The organism is Microlunatus parietis, from assembly GCF_013407955.1.
GTDB classification, from domain to species: domain Bacteria; phylum Actinomycetota; class Actinomycetes; order Propionibacteriales; family Propionibacteriaceae; genus Microlunatus; species Microlunatus parietis.
The window spans coordinates 4,370,915-4,387,977 of sequence record NZ_JACCBU010000001.1 but is presented as its reverse complement, the minus strand read 5'-3'; the positions used below and the strand labels follow the sequence as shown (position 1 = coordinate 4,387,977).

24 protein-coding genes are annotated in these 17,063 nt (G+C 67.3%); 7 read left to right on the top strand and 17 right to left on the bottom strand.

Annotation, left to right across the window (positions count from 1 at the left end; genetic code table 11):
- Positions 1 to 63: 63 nt before the first annotated feature.
- The 6 genes from BKA15_RS21120 to BKA15_RS21095 form a co-directional block, all read right to left on the bottom strand.
- Positions 64 to 495, bottom strand: a complete 432-nt coding sequence (locus BKA15_RS21120; RefSeq protein WP_179754076.1) for an arsenate reductase ArsC — start codon at positions 493 to 495, stop codon at positions 64 to 66.
- Positions 492 to 1,148 (bottom strand): arsenate reductase ArsC, encoded by a 657-nt coding sequence (locus tag BKA15_RS21115; protein WP_179754074.1) that lies wholly within the window; start codon positions 1,146 to 1,148, stop codon positions 492 to 494. The genes BKA15_RS21120 and BKA15_RS21115 overlap by 4 nt, the downstream gene beginning before the upstream one ends.
- The gene (arsB, locus tag BKA15_RS21110; RefSeq protein WP_179754072.1) at positions 1,145 to 2,260 is read right to left on the bottom strand and encodes an ACR3 family arsenite efflux transporter; all 1,116 of its coding nucleotides are present in this window, start codon (positions 2,258 to 2,260) and stop codon (positions 1,145 to 1,147) included. The genes BKA15_RS21115 and arsB overlap by 4 nt, the downstream gene beginning before the upstream one ends.
- Positions 2,260 to 2,565: an ArsR/SmtB family transcription factor gene (locus BKA15_RS21105; RefSeq protein ID WP_179754070.1), complete on the bottom strand. Its 306-nt coding sequence runs from the start codon at positions 2,563 to 2,565 to the stop codon at positions 2,260 to 2,262. The genes arsB and BKA15_RS21105 overlap by 1 nt, the downstream gene beginning before the upstream one ends.
- Positions 2,566 to 2,631: 66 nt before the next feature.
- Positions 2,632 to 3,030, bottom strand: coding sequence for a MerR family transcriptional regulator (locus BKA15_RS21100; protein WP_218871505.1), 399 nt, complete (start codon positions 3,028 to 3,030; stop codon positions 2,632 to 2,634).
- Between the two features lie 4 nt (positions 3,031 to 3,034).
- Positions 3,035 to 4,552, bottom strand: coding sequence for a SulP family inorganic anion transporter (locus BKA15_RS21095; RefSeq protein WP_179754069.1), 1,518 nt, complete (start codon positions 4,550 to 4,552; stop codon positions 3,035 to 3,037).
- Positions 4,553 to 4,827: 275 nt separating this feature from the next.
- Between BKA15_RS21095 and BKA15_RS21090 the strand changes: the two genes are divergently transcribed.
- Complete coding sequence (locus tag BKA15_RS21090; RefSeq protein ID WP_179754067.1) at positions 4,828 to 5,088, top strand: hypothetical protein; 261 nt, start codon at positions 4,828 to 4,830, stop codon at positions 5,086 to 5,088.
- Between the two features lie 23 nt (positions 5,089 to 5,111).
- On the opposite strand, the gene BKA15_RS21085 is transcribed toward BKA15_RS21090, so the two are convergent.
- The 6 genes from BKA15_RS21085 to BKA15_RS21060 form a co-directional block, all read right to left on the bottom strand.
- The gene (locus tag BKA15_RS21085; RefSeq protein WP_179754065.1) at positions 5,112 to 5,702 is read right to left on the bottom strand and encodes a TetR/AcrR family transcriptional regulator; all 591 of its coding nucleotides are present in this window, start codon (positions 5,700 to 5,702) and stop codon (positions 5,112 to 5,114) included.
- A gap of 46 nt (positions 5,703 to 5,748) precedes the next feature.
- On the bottom strand, positions 5,749 to 6,552 hold the full coding sequence (locus tag BKA15_RS21080) for an alpha/beta fold hydrolase (RefSeq protein ID WP_179754063.1): 804 nt from the start codon (positions 6,550 to 6,552) through the stop codon (positions 5,749 to 5,751).
- 112 nt (positions 6,553 to 6,664) lie between these two features.
- Positions 6,665 to 7,201, bottom strand: a complete 537-nt coding sequence (locus BKA15_RS21075) for an SRPBCC family protein (RefSeq protein ID WP_179754061.1) — start codon at positions 7,199 to 7,201, stop codon at positions 6,665 to 6,667.
- On the bottom strand, positions 7,198 to 7,503 hold the full coding sequence (locus BKA15_RS21070) for an ArsR/SmtB family transcription factor (protein ID WP_179754059.1): 306 nt from the start codon (positions 7,501 to 7,503) through the stop codon (positions 7,198 to 7,200). Before BKA15_RS21070 ends, BKA15_RS21075 begins: the two co-directional genes overlap by 4 nt.
- A gap of 300 nt (positions 7,504 to 7,803) precedes the next feature.
- Entirely contained in the window at positions 7,804 to 8,073 is a 270-nt protein-coding gene (locus tag BKA15_RS21065) for a hypothetical protein (protein WP_179754057.1), read from the bottom strand.
- 119 nt (positions 8,074 to 8,192) lie between these two features.
- On the bottom strand, positions 8,193 to 8,513 hold the full coding sequence (locus BKA15_RS21060) for a MerR family transcriptional regulator (RefSeq protein ID WP_179754056.1): 321 nt from the start codon (positions 8,511 to 8,513) through the stop codon (positions 8,193 to 8,195).
- Between the two features lie 252 nt (positions 8,514 to 8,765).
- Here BKA15_RS21060 and BKA15_RS21055 point away from each other — a divergent pair, with 252 nt between their 5' ends.
- The 3 genes from BKA15_RS21055 to BKA15_RS21045 all read left to right on the top strand — a co-directional run bounded on the left by BKA15_RS21055 (position 8,766) and on the right by BKA15_RS21045 (position 9,873).
- Positions 8,766 to 9,113 carry an Hsp20/alpha crystallin family protein gene (locus BKA15_RS21055; RefSeq protein WP_376766810.1) on the top strand — a complete coding sequence of 116 codons (348 nt, stop codon included), beginning with the start codon at positions 8,766 to 8,768 and terminating at the stop codon, positions 9,111 to 9,113.
- A 253-nt stretch (positions 9,114 to 9,366) separates the two neighbouring features.
- On the top strand, positions 9,367 to 9,564 hold the full coding sequence (locus BKA15_RS21050; RefSeq protein WP_179754054.1) for an Rv3202a family protein: 198 nt from the start codon (positions 9,367 to 9,369) through the stop codon (positions 9,562 to 9,564).
- Between the two features lie 39 nt (positions 9,565 to 9,603).
- Positions 9,604 to 9,873, top strand: a complete 270-nt coding sequence (locus tag BKA15_RS21045; RefSeq protein WP_179754052.1) for a hypothetical protein — start codon at positions 9,604 to 9,606, stop codon at positions 9,871 to 9,873.
- A gap of 31 nt (positions 9,874 to 9,904) precedes the next feature.
- Here BKA15_RS21045 and BKA15_RS21040 read toward each other — a convergent pair whose 3' ends face one another.
- Positions 9,905 to 10,435, bottom strand: a complete 531-nt coding sequence (locus tag BKA15_RS21040) for a GNAT family N-acetyltransferase (protein WP_179754050.1) — start codon at positions 10,433 to 10,435, stop codon at positions 9,905 to 9,907.
- Between the two features lie 242 nt (positions 10,436 to 10,677).
- On the opposite strand from BKA15_RS21040, the gene BKA15_RS21035 reads away from it, so the two are divergent.
- A complete protein-coding gene (locus tag BKA15_RS21035; RefSeq protein WP_179754048.1) occupies positions 10,678 to 12,645 on the top strand; it encodes an ABC transporter substrate-binding protein in 1,968 nt (655 codons plus the stop codon).
- A gap of 28 nt (positions 12,646 to 12,673) precedes the next feature.
- Here BKA15_RS21035 and BKA15_RS21030 read toward each other — a convergent pair whose 3' ends face one another.
- The 3 genes from BKA15_RS21030 to BKA15_RS21020 form a co-directional block, all read right to left on the bottom strand.
- A complete protein-coding gene (locus tag BKA15_RS21030; RefSeq protein ID WP_179754046.1) occupies positions 12,674 to 13,363 on the bottom strand; it encodes a nucleotidyltransferase family protein in 690 nt (229 codons plus the stop codon).
- A gap of 117 nt (positions 13,364 to 13,480) precedes the next feature.
- On the bottom strand, positions 13,481 to 13,972 hold the full coding sequence (locus BKA15_RS21025) for a hypothetical protein (RefSeq protein WP_179754044.1): 492 nt from the start codon (positions 13,970 to 13,972) through the stop codon (positions 13,481 to 13,483).
- Entirely contained in the window at positions 13,969 to 14,439 is a 471-nt protein-coding gene (locus tag BKA15_RS21020) for a DUF4383 domain-containing protein (RefSeq protein ID WP_179754042.1), read from the bottom strand. The genes BKA15_RS21025 and BKA15_RS21020 overlap by 4 nt, the downstream gene beginning before the upstream one ends.
- Positions 14,440 to 14,719: 280 nt before the next feature.
- On the opposite strand from BKA15_RS21020, the gene BKA15_RS21015 reads away from it, so the two are divergent.
- A complete protein-coding gene (locus tag BKA15_RS21015; protein WP_179754040.1) occupies positions 14,720 to 15,301 on the top strand; it encodes a hemerythrin domain-containing protein in 582 nt (193 codons plus the stop codon).
- A 16-nt stretch (positions 15,302 to 15,317) separates the two neighbouring features.
- Positions 15,318 to 16,199, top strand: a complete 882-nt coding sequence (gene ligD, locus BKA15_RS21010) for a non-homologous end-joining DNA ligase (protein ID WP_179754038.1) — start codon at positions 15,318 to 15,320, stop codon at positions 16,197 to 16,199.
- 132 nt (positions 16,200 to 16,331) lie between these two features.
- On the opposite strand, the gene BKA15_RS21005 is transcribed toward ligD, so the two are convergent.
- Complete coding sequence (locus tag BKA15_RS21005) at positions 16,332 to 16,760, bottom strand: PRC-barrel domain-containing protein (RefSeq protein ID WP_218871503.1); 429 nt, start codon at positions 16,758 to 16,760, stop codon at positions 16,332 to 16,334.
- Between the last annotated feature and the right edge of the window lie 303 nt (positions 16,761 to 17,063).

Below are 17,063 nucleotides of genomic sequence, written 5' to 3'. Positions count from 1 at the left end.
CTTGATCGCCCCGGTTCAGTGGTGAGGTGGCGGACGGCCGGAACAAGGCCCTCGCGGCCGGGGTCAGCCGAGTTCGTCGCCCAGGGTCCGGACCGGCACGGCGAGGTCTTCGAGCAGCGCGATCACCCGGCGTCTGATCTCGTCCCGGATCGGCCGGACCGCCTCGATGCCCTGGCCGGCCGGGTCGTCCAGCACCCAGTCCTCGTAGCGCTTGCCCGGATAGAAGGGGCAGGTGTCGCCGCAGCCCATGGTGATCACCACGTCGGACGCCTTGACCGCAGCGTCGGTGAGGATCTTGGGCTGCTCGGCCGTGATGTCGATGCCCACCTCCGCCATTGCCTGGACGGCGACCGGATTGATCTGGTCCGCGGGCTCGGAGCCGGCGGACCGGACCTCGACCGCACCCTGGGCGAACCGGGTGAGGAAGCCGGCCGCCATCTGGGACCGGCCGGCGTTGTGGACACAGACGAACAGGACAGCGGGCTTGTCGGTCATGGCGTGGGCTCTTTCTCCAGGTCGGGGGCGAGGCCGAGTTCTCGGAGCAGACCGGTCACCCGGTCGGCGAGATCGTCACGAATGCTGCGGACCACCTCGATCGGCTGTCCGGCCGGATCGGCGACATCCCAGTCGAGGTAGCGCTTCCCAGGGTAGATCGGGCAGGCATCTCCGCAGCCCATGGTGACGATCACGTCGGCCGCCCGGACGACCTGGTCGGTGAGCGGCTTGGGGTAGGCCTCGGCGAGTTGGATGCCGCGTTCGGCGAGCGCCTCGATCGCCAGCGGGTTCACCACGCCGGTGGGCTGCGAACCCGCTGAGCGTACGTGGACCCGGCCGCCGGAGAGATGGTCGGCGAGCGCTGCGGCCAGCTGGGACCGGCCGGCGTTGTGGACGCAGACGAACAGCAGTTCCGGCACCTGCTTGGCGATCTTGCCCTCGGCCTGGGCCGCGGCGGTGAGTTGTTCCTTGGCGAACCGGGCGGTCAGGACCGGCAGGAAGGTGTGGATCTTGGCGTTCGGCTCGAGGGCCGCGCGGGCCGCCAGGACCGCGCGCTCGATGGCCGCCCTTTCGAAGACGCCCTCGTAGTCGTACGTGAGCTCGTCGACGATCCGGTTGTAGGTGGCCCTGTGCTCGTGATCGAAGCTGGTCATGTTCCGGCCTTCGTGTCGATGATGGATCTCGCGTTCTGGGGCGCCGATTCGGGGAACCGGCGGCGGAGGGCGAGGCTGACGTACACCAGGCCGACCAGCACCGGCACCTCGATCAGCGGCCCGACGACGCCGGCCAGGGCCTGGCCCGAGGTCGCGCCGAAGGTGGCGATGGCGACGGCGATCGCCAGCTCGAAGTTGTTCCCGGCGGCGGTGAACGCGAGCGTCGTGGTGCGCTCGTAGCTCAGCCCGAGCAGCCGGCCCAGCAGGTAGCCGCCGCCCCACATCAGCGCGAAGTACGCCAGCAGCGGCAGCGCGATCCGGGCCACGTCCAGCGGCCGGCCGGCGATCTGGTCGCCCTGCAGCGCGAACAAGATCACGATCGTGAACAGCAGCCCGTACAGGGCCCACGGGCCGAGCTTGGGCAGCAGCTTCTCCTCGTACCAGGTCCGGCCCTTGGCCCGTTCGCCGAGCAGCCGGGTCAGGAACCCGGCCACCAGCGGCACCCCGAGGAAGATCAACACCGACTGCGCGATCTGCCACGGGCTGATGTCCAGCCGGGCCTGCTGGAGGCCGAGCCAACCCGGCAGCACGCCGAGGTAGAACCAGCCCAGGATCGCGAACGCGATCACCTGGAACACCGAGTTGATCGCCACCAGCACCGCCGCCGCTTCGCGGTCGCCGCAGGCCAGGTCGTTCCAGATGATCACCATGGCGATGCACCGGGCGAGGCCCACGATGATCAGGCCGGTCCGGTACTCGGGCAGGTCGGGCAGGAACAGCCAGGCCAGTGCGAACATCAGCGCCGGGCCGACCAGCCAGTTCAGGAGCAGCGACGAGATCAGCAGCTTGCGGTCGCGGGTGACCGTGCCGATGCGGTCGTACCGGACCTTGGCCAGCACCGGATACATCATGATCAACAAGCCGAGCGCGATCGGCAGCGAGACGCCGTCGATCTCGACCGCGCTGAGCCAGCCGCCGAGACCGGGAACCAGCCGCCCGGCGAGGAGCCCGGCCACCATGGCGGCGATGATCCAGACCGGCAGCCAGCGATCCAGCGTCGAGAGGCCGCGCAACACCTGGGCGGATCCGCCCGTGGGCGGCGACGCGGCCATCAGCACTCCCGCCGTTCGTTCGCGGTGTCGCGGGCCCGTTCGGCGAGCCTGGCGACGTGTTCGGCCGCGGCGTCGAGCGAGGCCGGGACCAGCCGGTAGTACGTGTAGCGGCCGTGCGGCTCCGCCTCGACGACGCCCGCCTCGCGCAGCACCTTGAGGTGGTGCGAGACGGTCGGCTGCTTCAGCCCGGTCTCGTCCACCAGGTGGCAGGTGCACGCCGGACCGTTGGTCAGGCGCTCGATCAACAGCTCGCGCTGCGGATCGGCCAGCACCTTGATCACATCAACCGGTGTTGATATCAACATGTGTCGATGAAACACGGCCGCGGGTCCTGCTGTCAACTCCGGGGCCGGCTCGGCGCCGAGGCCGGGTTAATGGGTCTCGAGGTGCCCGGTCAGCACGCCTTCGAGTTCGTCGGCGTAGCCGAGCTGGCGCTCCAGTTTGGCGCGGCTCTCGCGGGTCCGCTCGAGGCAGCGCCTCAGGATCTGCACGGCACCGGCCCGGTCGGTGGCTCCGGCCGGGTCGTTGAGCGTGTCGAGAGCCGCGAGGAGTTCCCGCATCTCGTCCAGCGTGAAGCCGAGCGGCTTCATCCGGCGGATGGTGCGGAGTCGTTGCACATCGTCGTCGGTGTAGAGGCGGAAGCCGCCCTCGCTGCGCGCCGATGGCGGGACCAGGCCGACCTCGTCGTAGTGACGCAGGGTGACGATCGACAGCTCGGTCAGCTCGGCGACGACACCGATCTGCATGTGGTTGGGTTCCCGTGCAGTCACGGGATCAGTGTGACGCGCCGAGCCGGCCGCTGAGCCGGTGCCAGGCCGAGCTGGGCTCGTTGAGTCCGACGATCTGGACGTTCTTGCCCTTCTGCCGGTACTTCAGCTCGATGGCGTCCAGCGCTGCCACGGTCGAGGAGTCGTAGATCTGCGAGTCGGACAGGTCGATGATCACGTTCTCCGGATCCCCGGCGTAGTCGAACTGGTAGACCAGGTCGTTGCTGGAGGCGAAGAACAAGACGCCGCGCACGGCGTAGACCCGGGTCGATTCGTCCGGGTGGGCCACGTCGACGACCTCGGTGAAGTGAGCCACCCGCCGCGCGAACAGTACGATCGCGACGATCACGCCGAGGATGACACCGATGGCCAGGTTGTGCGTGATCACGGTGGCGACGACCGTGACGGCCATGATGAGGGTGGCACTGAACGGCATCTGGCGCAGGGTCGACGGCTTGACACTGTGCCAGTCCAGGGTGGCCACCGAGACCATGATCATGACCGCGACCAGGGCGGCCATCGGAATGACCGCGACGATGTCGCCGAGGACGACGACCAGGACCAGCAGGAACCCGCCGGCGAGGAACGTCGAGATCCGGGTCCGGGCACCGGAGGCCTTGACGTTGATCATGGTCTGGCCGATCATGGCGCAGCCGCCCATGCCGCCGAACAGTCCGGTGACCAGGTTGGCCACGCCCTGCCCCCAGCCCTCCCGGGTCTTGTCGGAGTGGCTGTCGGTGATGTCGTCGACCAGCTTGGCCGTCATCAGCGACTCCAGCAGTCCGACCACCGCCATGGCCAGCGCGTACGGCCCGATGATCTGCAAGGTCTCCAGCGTCAGCGGGACCTGCGGCAGCAACAGGGTCGGCAGACTGCGGGGCAGTTCGCCCTCGTCACCCACGGTCGGCACGTCCAGGCCGAGTACGACGACGACCACCGTGACCAGGACGATCGCGACCAGCGGCGCCGGTACCACCTTGGTCAGCTTCGGCAGGAGGACCATCACGACAATGCCCGCGGCCACCAGCGGATAGACCAGCCACGGGACCCCGATCAAGTGCGGCAGTTGCGCGGTGAAGATCAAGATCGCCAGTGCGTTGACGAAACCGACCATCACACTGCGCGGTATGAACCGCATGAGCTTCGCCACACCCAGCAGGGAGAGGACGATCTGCAGTACCCCGGCGAGCAGGACCGTGGCGATCAGGTAGTCGATGCCGTGTTCACGCGCGATCGGCGCGACGACCAGCGCGATCGCTCCGGTCGCGGCCGAGATCATGGCCGGCCGGCCACCGACGAACGCGATCGTCACCGCCATCGTGAACGACGCGAACAGGCCGACCCGGGGATCGACTCCGGCGATGATCGAGAACGAGATCGCCTCCGGGATCAGAGCCAGCGCCACCACCAGTCCGCCGAGGACCTCCGTCCGGAGCCGTCGCGGCGACCGCAGTGCCTGACGGACCGTGATCAGACGACCATCGGGACTTTCAACCGGCGCAGACGCAGGCGTGCCGAGACTCATGAATCCACTTGTTCCGTTCCGTGCAGACGGGCCACGAGCCCTGGGCGGGATGCTGCGCCGCACTGCGCAAACCGGACGACGTTCCTGAGCACTCCCCCTGAGGAGCGCCTGACCAACGATTCCTACTCTAACCTGAGGATAGGGTTTGCCCGAATCCACCGTCCGCGGGTTTGGTCGGGGCTCGCTCCGGGTACCGGCAGTGCTCTGGCACCTCTGTCGTGTGAGGCGAATCGATGATCATGGGTAACAAACGAGCTGGTGATGGCGGACTCGGCGTGATCGCGGTCGCGGCCATCGCCGTAGCGGCGGGCCTGATCGGCTGGATCCTGGGCGCTCGCGGCGGGAACAAGCAGTACGGGCAGCTGTTGGAGCAACTGAAGCAGATGCTGGACCAGGCTCAGGCCCGCGCGGCGGAAGCCCAACAGCAGATCCGGGAGAAGACCGCCGGGGTCACCGACGCCGTGAAGGATGCCGGCGAGGAGGCCCAACAGAAGATTCAGCAGGCGGCGAAGAAGGCTCAGTCCAAGTCCGAGTAGCCGCAAAGCCTCGGCGCCGTCGCTCAGTCGGTGAGCCGGAGGGTGCTGCGCAGGCTGCGGCTGAGCAGCGCGCTCGCCTGGGCCGGATCGAAGTCATGATCATTGACGTGCAGGATGATGCCGTCGATGGTCCAGACCACCCAGCGCGCGGCCTCGTCGGGAGTCAGCGACTTGTCCATCAGCCGCCGCCGCTGGAGGCGTTTGATCATTCCGGAGAGGAGATCGAGGACCAGCTTCTCGTGGTCTGCGAGGATCTTCTCCAGGTCCGGATCGGCGCTTCTCCGTTCCAGGATCGCGCCGACCAGGCCGGGCGCGTTCGGATCGGTGAAGTCACTCCGCAGGATGTCGACGGCGGACCAGAACGCGGTCGGTGCGCCGGCATCGATGGCCGCGAGCCGGTCCCACTGGTCGGCGCAGCCCGCTTCGATGATCGCGCGGAACATGCTGGCCTTGTCCGAGAAGTAATGGAACAGCGTGCCTGAACTGCAGCCGGTGGCACGCTGCAGTTCGGTGATCGTGGTGTTGGCGTAACCATGCTGGGCGAAGCTGTTCGCGGCCCCGGTCAGGATCTCTTCGACGCGTGCGGCGTGACGCTGCGGATTGACGGTCCTCACTCGTCAGAGCCTACGTTTCCGCATCACCCATGAGGATCACCGAATCTCAGGCCGTGTAGAAGCTGGTCAGCAGCGGACCGAGGACGTTCGGGTCGGGGACATGCCCGGGGACCTTGATCGTTTCCCGCCGCGCGCGTGGCAGGCAGGCCGCGGCCGCGTCGGCCGCGGCCCCGAAGAAGTCGACCGGGAGGCCGGCGGAATGCGGGTCGATGGTGACGCCGGTGGTCAGCAACACCGGTTGCCTCACCTGAGCCAGCCGCTCGGCCGGAGGACCACCGTCGCCGAGGCAGGCGGCGTCATAGCGGAGCGTCGGAGCGAGTGCCCGCAGTTTCGGCCACATCGGAGTCGCCTCGGCGCCGGCGATCTCCTCCTCGGCGGAGCCGGCGAGGCGCATGAAGAGTCGCAGCGCCTCGTCGCGGTCGTCGGAGTCGAGAGCCGCGGCAAGGTCGGACCGGTAGGCCTGCCAGGCGGCCAGCATGGCGTCGCCGATCAGGTACGGGACCTCGTGAACGGCGATCCGATCGACCGGAAGCCCGGCGGCGGCCGCCTCGAGGGCGAGCGCCCCGCCGGAGGATGCGCCGAACAGGTGTGCCCGGCCCCCGGTCGCGTTGATGACCGCTCCAAGATCATCGACCTCCCGCTGAACGGCGTACGGCTGCCGATCGCCGCTGTCGCCGCGGCCCCGTCGCCGGTAGGTGATCACGCTGAACCTGCGGGCCAGGTCCTCACCCAGCGGGATGTTCTCGGTGCCGTCGTCGAGTCCGCCGCTGACGAGCACCACGACCGGGCCGTCCTGGCTGAGCTGGTCGTACCCGATGGGCGTGCCATCGGACGAGGTCACCTGCGGCATGGCCGAAACTCCTTCGCGGATTCGGGTCTGACCTGGATCAGAGCGTCGACAACGCCCGGTCAAACATTACTAGATTGATCACTCTAGCATTCCAGCAGCATGATCATCGCGATCACCTCGGTTCTGCCCCGGTCGCCAGGAGTGCCTGATAGTGCTCGGCCAGTGCCGGGTATTGGTCCCAGACGTCCGCCCAGGACCGGCCGGCGAAGTAGCGGTCGAGGACGTCGAGAATGATGTGCCAGCCGACGGCGAAGTCGGTCGCCGGTTCGGTCGGCAGGTCGACATGGGTCAAGATCAACCGAGTCCCGACCTCGTGCGGTTCCAGGCGCCAGGTGACCTGGGAGGTCGGAATCGAGTCCCAATCCCAGGTGTGGACGAGTTCGGCCACCGGATCGGCCTCGCCGGCGGAACGAATCGCGGTGATCACGCCGGTCGCCGAACCCTCCTCGCCGAAGTCGAAGAACACCTCGCCACCCACCCGGGGATCGATCCGGCAGCCCTGCATCCAGGTGGCGAACTTGGCCGGATCGGTGAGCGCAGCCCAGACGGCCGGCAGCGGGTGTCGCAGGGTCCGGTCGAACCGGATTCGGCAGCGGCCGTCGCCGATCATTCCGAGGATTCCGGAGCCGGCCGGGGGATTCGTGGTCATATCTCTCCTTCGTCGAGGGCGCTCTCCAACGCGTCCAGTACCCGGGTCCAGCGAGAGGCCTGGGCCTGCAGCCAGTCACCGGCCTCGGTCAGCGAGGCGGGGTTGAGCCGGAAGTACCGCCGGGTCCCCGCACGCCTGACGTCCAGGACTCCGCCGTCGACCAGGATCGCCAGGTGCTGGGAAACGGCCGGCCGGCTGAAGTCGAAGTGCGCCGCGATCGCCGACGCGTTCAGCTCCCCACCGGACACCAGCTCCACGATGTGACGACGCGACGGGTCAGCCAGGACGTCCAACGCAGCCATACCACAAGCGTAAGCAAATCCTTACGCTCTGGCAATCACTGAAATAGTGGAGTGATCACTCTGACCAACGAGAAGATCGCCTGCGCGCACTATCGACTCACCGTCGATCTCACCGCCGCCGACGAACTCCACCCCCTGGGCCTCGACTGCCGAAAGGTCCCCGTCGCCTGCTGCGCCGAGTGCGCACGCAAGTGTGGCTGGACGACGCCGGCCTGGCCCGGTGATCACGGCGGAGCCGGCCGAATGGCAGTGCATCCTGATGGACGAAGGCTAGGTCCAGGATGACCGGTGGCGGCGGCGCTAGCCCGTTCGTACCCCATGGTGGTGGGGATGTTCGCCGGCGTCTCTGATCGCGTCGGCGAGGTCACCGGCCTTGTCCTTGATCAGGTGCGCGGCCTCGAGGGCTTGTTGCTGGGCCAGCGCTGCGGCCTCGTCCATCCGGGCTACGAACTCGCGGTAGCGCCGCTGCCCGGTACGGGTCCGCAGCCAGCGCGCCAGAATGATCACTGCCGCCGTCGCGAAACCACCCACCGCGACCGCACCCACTCCCCGATCCCGCCGATTCACCATGATCATCACCTCGTTCCGACGAAACCCTTCGACGGTCAGGTACCCCCGCCGGACGGGGCCAAACGACCCGCGCCGCCGGCATGCAGCCGTGGCGCCTCCATCGGGCGGCGCGCGTCGGATCAGGGATGATCGGTGCGGCGTTGCCGGGTGGACTGTTCGGTCCGGGTGGTGCGGAGCTGGTGGTTCTCGTCGCGGAGGTCGAGGACCATGGTGATGCCGGCCAGGTTGAGGCCCTGGTCGAGCAGGGCGGTGATCTGGCGGAGGCGGTCGATGTCGGCCTGGCTGTAAAGGCGGTTCCCGCCGGCGGTGCGTTGCGGGGTGACGAGGCCGGCCTTCTCGTAGGCGCGGAGGTTCTGTACGCCGGTGCCGACGAGGTCGGCGGCGACGCTGATCGCGTAGACACCGGTCGTCGGGTCCGGGGCTCCGTCCGGGGTGGTCACGATCGATCTCCTCCTTCACCATCTCCGCTCTGACTTCTCTGGTCCTGGGTTGAACTTGATTTCATTCTATGCTAGAAGAGATCTGTAGCAGTGACCATAGATAGTCGATGGTCGATGGGACATACGCACCCCGTCGGCTGGGGTGTCGGATTTCTGTGGAGGTGACTCATGGTGTTGATGCGAACCGATCCGTTCCGTGAGTTGGACCGACTCACTGAACGCGTGCTCGGTACGACGAGTAGGCCGGCGTTCATGCCAATGGACGCCTGGCGCGAGGGTGATCATTTCGTGGTCGAGTTCGACCTGCCGGGCGTGGACCCGGGATCGATCGACCTGGACGTCGAGCGCAACGTGCTGACGGTGCGCGCCGAACGCCGGCTGGCCGATCAGGACGTCGAGATCGTGGCGTCGGAACGGCCGCGCGGGCTGTTCTCGCGCCAGTTGATCTTGGGCGACAATCTGGACCTGGAACACATCACGGCCGCGTACAACGGTGGCGTGCTGCGACTGCAGGTTCCGGTTGCCGAGAAGGCGAAGCCGCGCAAGATCAGCATCCAGACCGACGGCCACGACCAGCAGACCGCGATCACGACCAACTGAAGAGATGTGCCGAGCAGCCTGGCGGCGGGACTCACGTGGGGACCGGCGAAGTCCGTAAGACCCGCATCCCCTTCCCTGCACAGGTACAAGAGGCCGGGCTACCCGTCCGCCCCACACCATTCCCCGCCGGGCTACGGGTGCCGGAACCTCGGGAGCCGCTGTGGACCCGGGGTTCCGGCGACCCACCCCCGAGCGCGGCTCCGGTTGAGAGGACTGCCACCGACACGTACGACCCAAGGAAGGAGGCCCGCCGATGGGCGAGACACCCGAGGCGGACTGGATCGAGCAGCACCAGCCCGTACGCGCGTTCGAGGTCGACGCCGACGGCGACATCCTGCCGCCCACCGAGACCGGCACGACGGAGGCCGATGAGGCGGACCGGGCGGATCAGGCAAGACCGGTCCCCCTCGACGACGATGACGATCCCGCAACTGGGTACAGAGTGACCTGATCCTCCCGGTGGCGGGAGAGACGGAAGGAAGGTTGCGTGATGGCTGACAAGAAGAAGGACACTGAAGCAGTCCCGGCCTGGTTGATCATCGGCATCATGGCCGCGCTCGCGGCTGCCGTGATCGGACTGGCCGGCCGCAACGCGAAGGGCCGCAAGCAGTATCAGCAGCTCGTCGACTCGATCCGCGAGATCGTCGAAGAAGGCCGAGCCCGAGCCGAGACCGCCGCCGAAGTCCTGACGGACACCGGTCACGACCTCGCCAAGGACGTCCAACGCCGCGCCCGGAAGGCCAAGCGCCGCCTCGGCTGATCTTCCACGGTTCCGTGCCGGCGGTCCGTCGCTAGCCCACCGGGTCGTCCTGTTCCGGGTCGCCCAGTTCCGGCCGACCCGGCTCGGGCTCGATGCGGTAGGAGTAGAAGCGTTCTCGATCGTCGGCGTGGGTGAAGATCATCCCGGCCGCCTCCATCACTCGCTGTGAGGCGACATTCTCCAGGTTCGCGCTGCCGTCGATCCGCCTGGCGCCGAGTCGACGGGCGAGTTCGAGCATGGCGCGCAGGGCTTCGGCCGCATAACCCTGTCCGCGTGCCGCCGGGATCAGCCCGAACCCGACGGTCGTGGTGCCGTGCTCGTCCAGCGGATGATTGAACCCGGCACCGCCGATCGGCTCACCGGTGCCGCGGAGCCGTACTTCATAGGCACCGAACGGCTGCGGATCGCCGCTCTCACGGCAATGCTTGACGAAGTCGACGGCCGCTTCGACGTCGGCCGGACTCGGATACTCCGGGCCGCCGTGGCCCGCCTCGATGATCGCTTCAGCCTCGGCCGCAGTCAGCGGATGGAGGATCAGCCGGCCGGTCAGGAGATCAGTCACGGTGTCAGAGTAGGGTCGCCCGGGTCGGACGACCGATCATGCGCCGCACTGCATGATCATCTTGGGACATGACAGCGTTATGGAATTGCACCCTTGACGGGTACCCGACACCGGTTTAGATTCGGATCAATCTCCCTTTTGGCGAAGTTATCTCCGGTATTCAGAAGATAGGCCTTTGTCCGGTATCGCACGTAATCGATTTCATGGCCTCCGCCGGCCCCGCATCCGAATGAGGTAGACCCATGAGCCGTTCCCTGGACCGCCGCGATTTCCTGAGGATGGGCTCGACCGCCGCAGCCGCCGCGACCCTGACCAGTTGCTCGGCGCTCGAGATCGACCCCGACACCGACACCGACAACACCGGCCCCGCGATCGACACGACCCAGAAGCAAGCGCCGATGCTGCAGAAGCTTGTCGACGAAGGAAAAATCCCCGACCTTGCCCAGCGGCTGCCGGCCAACCCGTTCGTGGTGCAGATGCAGGAATCGCTCGGGGTCTACGGCGGCACGATGCGCCGCGGCCAGGCCAATACCGGCGAGACCGGCAGCAACTACATGACCTTCGGCGGCCTGACCGAATGGAGCCCGACTACGCCCAGCCAGCCGCAGCCCGGCCTGGCCGACACGTGGACGATCAGCCCGGACGGCCGGGTGTATACGTTTACGCTCCGGCAGGGTCTGAAGTGGTCCGATGGCAAGCCGTTCACCACCGAAGACCTGATGTACGTCTACGAGAACGTCCTGAAGAACAAGGACCTGAACCCGGCCTTCCCGGCCTGGCTGACGGTCGCCGACGAGGAAGCGATCTTCGCCGCCCCGGACGAGATCACGCTCACCGTGAGCTTCGCCGCGCCCCACTCGCTGTTCCTCAAATACCTCTGCTTCGCGCCGTTCGGCGGCTCTGTGCTGCAGCCGAAGCACTACCTTTCCCAGTTCCACAAGGAGATCGCGAAGAAGAGCGATCTCGATGCGGAGATGAAGAAGGCCTCGGCCCCGACCTGGATGGATCTCTACTGGGCCAAGGCCAATCGCCACCTCAACCCCGACCGCCCGGTGCTTGGGCCCTGGCGGCTGGTCAAGACGGTCAACGCGACGAACACCACCGGCCGGATCGAACGCAATCCGTATTACTGGAAGGTGGATGACACCGGCCGTCAGCTGCCCTATATCGACGCCGCAGTCTTCCAGGTGCTGTCCCTGGAGGCGATCGGGCTCCGGGCAGCCAACGGCGAACTCGACCTCGCGCTGTGGGACCTGCCGCCGACCGCACTGCCGGTGTTGATCAAGAACCAGGACACCAAACCGTTCCAGGTGCTGCGCTGGCAACCCGACGCCCACACCGCGCTCGCACCGAATCAGAGCCACCAGGACCCGGTGATCGCCGAACTGTTCCAGAAGCTCGACTTCCGCGCCGGCATCAGCCACGCGATCAACCGCGCCGAGCTCAACGACGCGCTGCTCGCCGGCCAGGCCAAACCCGTCCATCCCTGCGGACAGGTCGGCGACCCCTACTTCGACGAGAGCTTCGGCCAGCGCTTCATCACCTACGACCCGGACGAGGCCGACCGGCGGCTGGACGCGGCCGGGCTGACCGAGCGCGACGAGAAGGGCATGCGGCTCCGCCCGGACGGCAAGCCGATGCGCTTCACCATGCTGACCTTCGCCGTCGGCATCGGGCTTGATCAGCTGACCGTCGTCGAGTACGCCAAGCGCCATCTGGCTGATGTCGGCCTCGACACGGTGATCAGAACGGTCAGTCAGGATCTCTGGTACACCGACGTCCCACGCGGCAACTACGACATCATCTGCTACTCGTTCGCCGGTTACCAGTGGGACATCGACCCGCTGTGGTACGTCCCGAACACCGAGTACTGCTATTGGGCTCCGCGGTTCGGCCGATGGAGTTACGACCCCGAGCACAAGGACTCCGCCGAGCCGCCGGAGGTGATCAAGAACCTGTTGACGCTCTACGAGCAGCTCAAGGTCGCCCCCAACGACGAGGAACGCCTCCGCCTCGGCCGGGAGATCCTGAGGCAGCACGACGAGAACGTCTGGATCATCGGCACCATGCCGATGCCGTACCAGCCGCTGGTGATCGCCGACGATCTGATGAACGTGCGCCCCGAGGCGGTGGCGAGCTTTCGGCAGCACTACGAAGGGGCGACCGACGTGGCCCAGTTGTACTTCGCCGAACCGGACCAGCATTCGTGATCTTGGTCATCACGCCCCAGGGGACGGATCACAGTCCCTGGGCGCGTACCCATTCCCTGGCGAGGGTCCAGGCTCGTTGCAGCCCGGCGGGATCGGCGAGGCTCGGTGCGTCGTCGTACCACGCAGTGACGGCTGGAACCAATGGCCGGGTCTCGGCCGGCAGGTCAAGATCGCCCACCGCTCGCGGTGGAATCCGAGGGCCCAGTCCGGAAGCGACCGCGGGCATGCTCAGCAGGTTCAAGGTCCGCTTCGCGAGCCGCCGGGTCTCCGCCCGGGTGAGCGCGGCCCGGGCCAGCAGGCGATCTCCGTCGTCGATGATCACCGGCGTCAGCAGGTTCGCCAGCCGCGGTGGCTCCGGCACCGAGTCCACCAGCTCCGCCGGATGCATACCCCGGATCAGCCTGCTGTCGTGAAGACTCGACACGCACCAGTACGCCCGCGTCGCCTCGTCCATCTGGTCGAGCCGCTGCCGGTCCAATCTCTGGAGCACCACGGCACTGCCGCCGGGAAGCCCTTGGAGGTCGACCTCGCCCTTCAGTTGATTGTCGGCGGCGGTCGGCCGGTCGAACCAGAGAACGAGATCCAGATCGGAAACGCCCCAGACCGCATCGCCGCGCGCCACCGACCCCCTGATGAAGATCGATTGCAGCCGCGGGCCCAGCTGGTCACCGAACCCGTCGGCGACCAGCTGCGCGAATCTCAGGTAGTCCTGGTTCATCTCACTCTCGGCCCACGTGGAGGCGCCACCAACCAGTCGGATGATTCGATCATGCACCAGAGATCATGACTGCCGGTCGAGCGATGAGGATTGTCCCATCGGCCTGATCCGTGTCAGTCAGGACTGGCGCACCTGCAACGGTCGGAGCGCCCGGTCGAGCAGGAGGCCCGTGACACTGGCGACCACGGTCCGGTGGGCGAGCCCGACGGCCTTCTCCAGGACCGGCTGGTCGCCCCGCGGCGTACGGTCGTCGTCGGCTGTCCCGAGCGCCCGATCCGCGCCCAGCCGGAGCACCGTGTGCGCGGCCGCCGCGACCGGGCCACGCAGGCCGGCGACGACCCAGATCCCCTGACCCGCGCCGAGCAGCGCACCGGTGCCGAACCGCGCCAGGTAGTTCCAGGCCGCGGGAACCTGCCCGTCTCGCGGCTCGCGGCCGAGCAGCTTGAGCAGTTTCCTTCCCGCCTGATCGGAGCCGGGCCGTCGGGTGATGGCCTGTTCGACCCTCTCGGTCACCAGCATCACCCCGGTTCCGGCGAGGCCGGCGACCGCCCCCCGACCGGCGGCTACCGCGAACCGGCCGAGACGCGATCCTGCAGTGGTGTTCTTCATGCCGGCTCCCTTCCGCCGTCCGTGGTGGTGCGGCCCAACACCAGGCCCAGGGCGATCATGCCGACACCGAGCACCACGTGCAGCACGTTGTCCGCGGTGTTGACCGGGATGAAGTTCGCCGCCGATTCCATCGGCACGACGAGGCCGTAGATGAACAACAGCAGATAGACGATGCCGCCGATGATCAGGAAGCCGCGCGCCGTCCGGAAGCCCCGGGCGGCGACGATGCCGACGATGCCGAAGGCCAGGTGCACGATGTTGTGCAGGATCGACACCTGGAACAGACCCAGCAGCAACGCCTCGGAGTGGTGCGAGGCGAAGCTCATGGTGTCGTAGTTGGTGGTGATGCCCGGGATGAATCCCAGGATCCCGACCAGCAGGAACAATGCGCCGACCACCAGGCTCGCGGTCTGAACGGGTGATCGCCGGAGCGTTCCCGCGGCCGGTCGGTTCGCGGGTGTTGCCATGTCGCTCTCCTTCAGTGACGGGCATCGTCGTTGGACGGCCCGGTTCGTGGTTGAGCCGTACCCGGTCCACCACAGCGGCAACCACGCGGCGAGCCGGACGCGCTGAATCGGCCGGCGACTCGACTGCCGGTCCGGTGATCGGTTTCACCGTGCCCGGAGTTGGTACGGGCGCGATCTGGCTGATCGGTGTTCGTCCGCGGCGGATCGAGGGGTGCCAGGTTGGCCGCCGACGGATCCGGGTACCTCCCGAGCATCATCAACACGAGTGGAGGAATTTCGGATGGGAACCGCAGTGGAAGATCGCCAGAAGGCCGCCCGGCTTCCCGAGGGTGATGTGATCGGTGTCCTGCTGAACCAGCACGCGCAGATCAAGGACCTGTTCGCTGAGGTGGAACAGGCCAGCGGTGATCAAAAACATGACGCGTTCGAGGAGCTTCGCGGGCTGCTGGTGACGCATGAGACAGCCGAGGAGATGATCCTCCGGCCGGTCACCGACGACGTCGCAGCCGAGGGAGTCGCCGAGGCACGGAACGCCGAGGAACAGGAAGCCAACGAGGTCTTGAAGCGGCTCGAATCGATCGACACCGACACCGCCGACTTCGATCGCGAACTGGCCGAGCTGAAGTCCGCCGTGGAAGAACACGCGGAGAAGGAGGAGACCGAGGAGTTCCCCGCTGTTCTGCAGCACTGCGACGCGGACCAGCGGGCCAAGCTGGGCCGTCGTGTCCTGGCCGCGGAACGGGTGGCGCCGACCAGGCCGCACCCCAGCACGGCGGGATCACCCGCCAAGCAGTGGACGGTCGGACCGTTCGCCTCGCTGATCGACCGCGCCCGGGACGCGATCGACAAGGCGACAGACTGAGCCGTAGGTCACCGCCATGCCGGCGTCGCGGAAGATCGTGGTCGATGGTCATCCGCTCCGCCTGACCAACCTCGACAAGGTGCTCTATCCCGAGACCGGCACCACCAAGGGCGACGTCCTGGCCTACTACGCCCGGGTCGCCGACCGGATGCTGCCGCTCCTGGCCGGTCGGGCCGTCACGAGGAAACGCTGGCCCGACGGCGTCGGCACGGCCGAGCGTCCCGAGCCGGCGTTCTTCACCAAGAGCCTCGACTCCGGCACCCCGGAATGGGTCACGCGCACGACCCTGACCCACAACGAGGAACCGAAGACCTACCCGCTCATCGATTCCACCGCGACGCTGCTGCTGATGGCGCAATATGCCGCCCTCGAACTGCATGTCCCGCAGTGGCGAGCAACTACCGGCGGCGAACGGGGCAGCCCGGATCGACTCGTGCTCGATCTCGACCCCGGCCCGGGCGCCGGCCTCGCCGAGTGCATCGAGATCGCCCGCCAGGCCCGTCACCTCCTCGACAGCATCGGCCTCAGCACCTGCCCCGTCACCAGCGGCAGCAAAGGCCTCCACCTCTATGCGCACCTGAACGGCGACCTGACCTCGGCCGATGCCAGCAACCTGGCGCGCGAACTGGCCCGCGGTCTGGAGAAGGCCAACCCGGACCTGGTCACCAGTCAGATGAGGAAGTCACTTCGGCCGGGCAAGGTGTTCGTCGACTGGAGCCAGAACAACGCCGCCAAGACCACCATCTGCCCGTACTCGCTGCGCGGCCAGCCACGGCCCATGGTGGCCGCACCGCGTACCTGGGACGAACTCGACACCCACCCGGACCAACTGGATGGTGACCAGGTCCTCAGCAGACTTGATCATGAGGATCCTCTCGCCGAGTTCGTCAGCTCCTGAGATCGTCTGCTTCGTCGGGTCGGTTGTTGATCATGGATCCAGACCGCGCCATCACAGCGACGGCCGGGTTGGCCCCCGCCACGGTCCGGGCCGACCCGGCGTCATCACGTACGCCTTCCTGTGGCCGGGGGTTCAGATCTGGCGCGGGTACCCCTGGTAGGTGTAACCGGGGGTCCAGAACGGTGCGTAGCCGTAATAGCCGTAGACGCCTTCGTAATAGTCGGGTTGCGGAGCCGGCACCAGATCCGGGTCATAGACCGGCGCCCCGGCGACCTGTTCGCGATCCTGATCGATCTTGACCCGACCATCGCCGACCTCGACGATGGCCTCGACCGGGATCAGCTGCTTCTTCTCGCCCAGTCCCAGGAAGCCGCCCGACCCGACCTGCAGGAATCGGACCTTGCGTTCCGCCTCATCGACCAGCAGGCCATCGACATCTCCGACCTCCGCACCGGAACGATCGACGACGTCCATCCCGCGGACGTCGACCTGATCATCGCCGACGACAAGGTCGGTGTCCTTGAGCCGTACCAGGGTTGCGCTGTGTGCGTTCTCCATCATGTCCTTTCATCCTTCGGCGGCCGATTCCCGAGTCGGGTGCCGCGATCGGGCAACCCGACACGGTGCGGGGCAGATTCGACTCGTACCGTCAAGCAGCCGATCTCAAACGCTGGCCGGACGGGACGAGACGAACTCGTTAGCCACGGACCCGACGGGCCCGGTCAGTCGACGAAAGGGGGGCGATCGCCCGCGGGCCGTCACGCGGACGGCATTCGGCGAACGCGCAACGGCGCTTTCCGCTCGGCGAGCACTCCTGTGGCCGCCCGTTGACGCCACGTTTCGGTCTCAGCCGAAAGGTTTCGC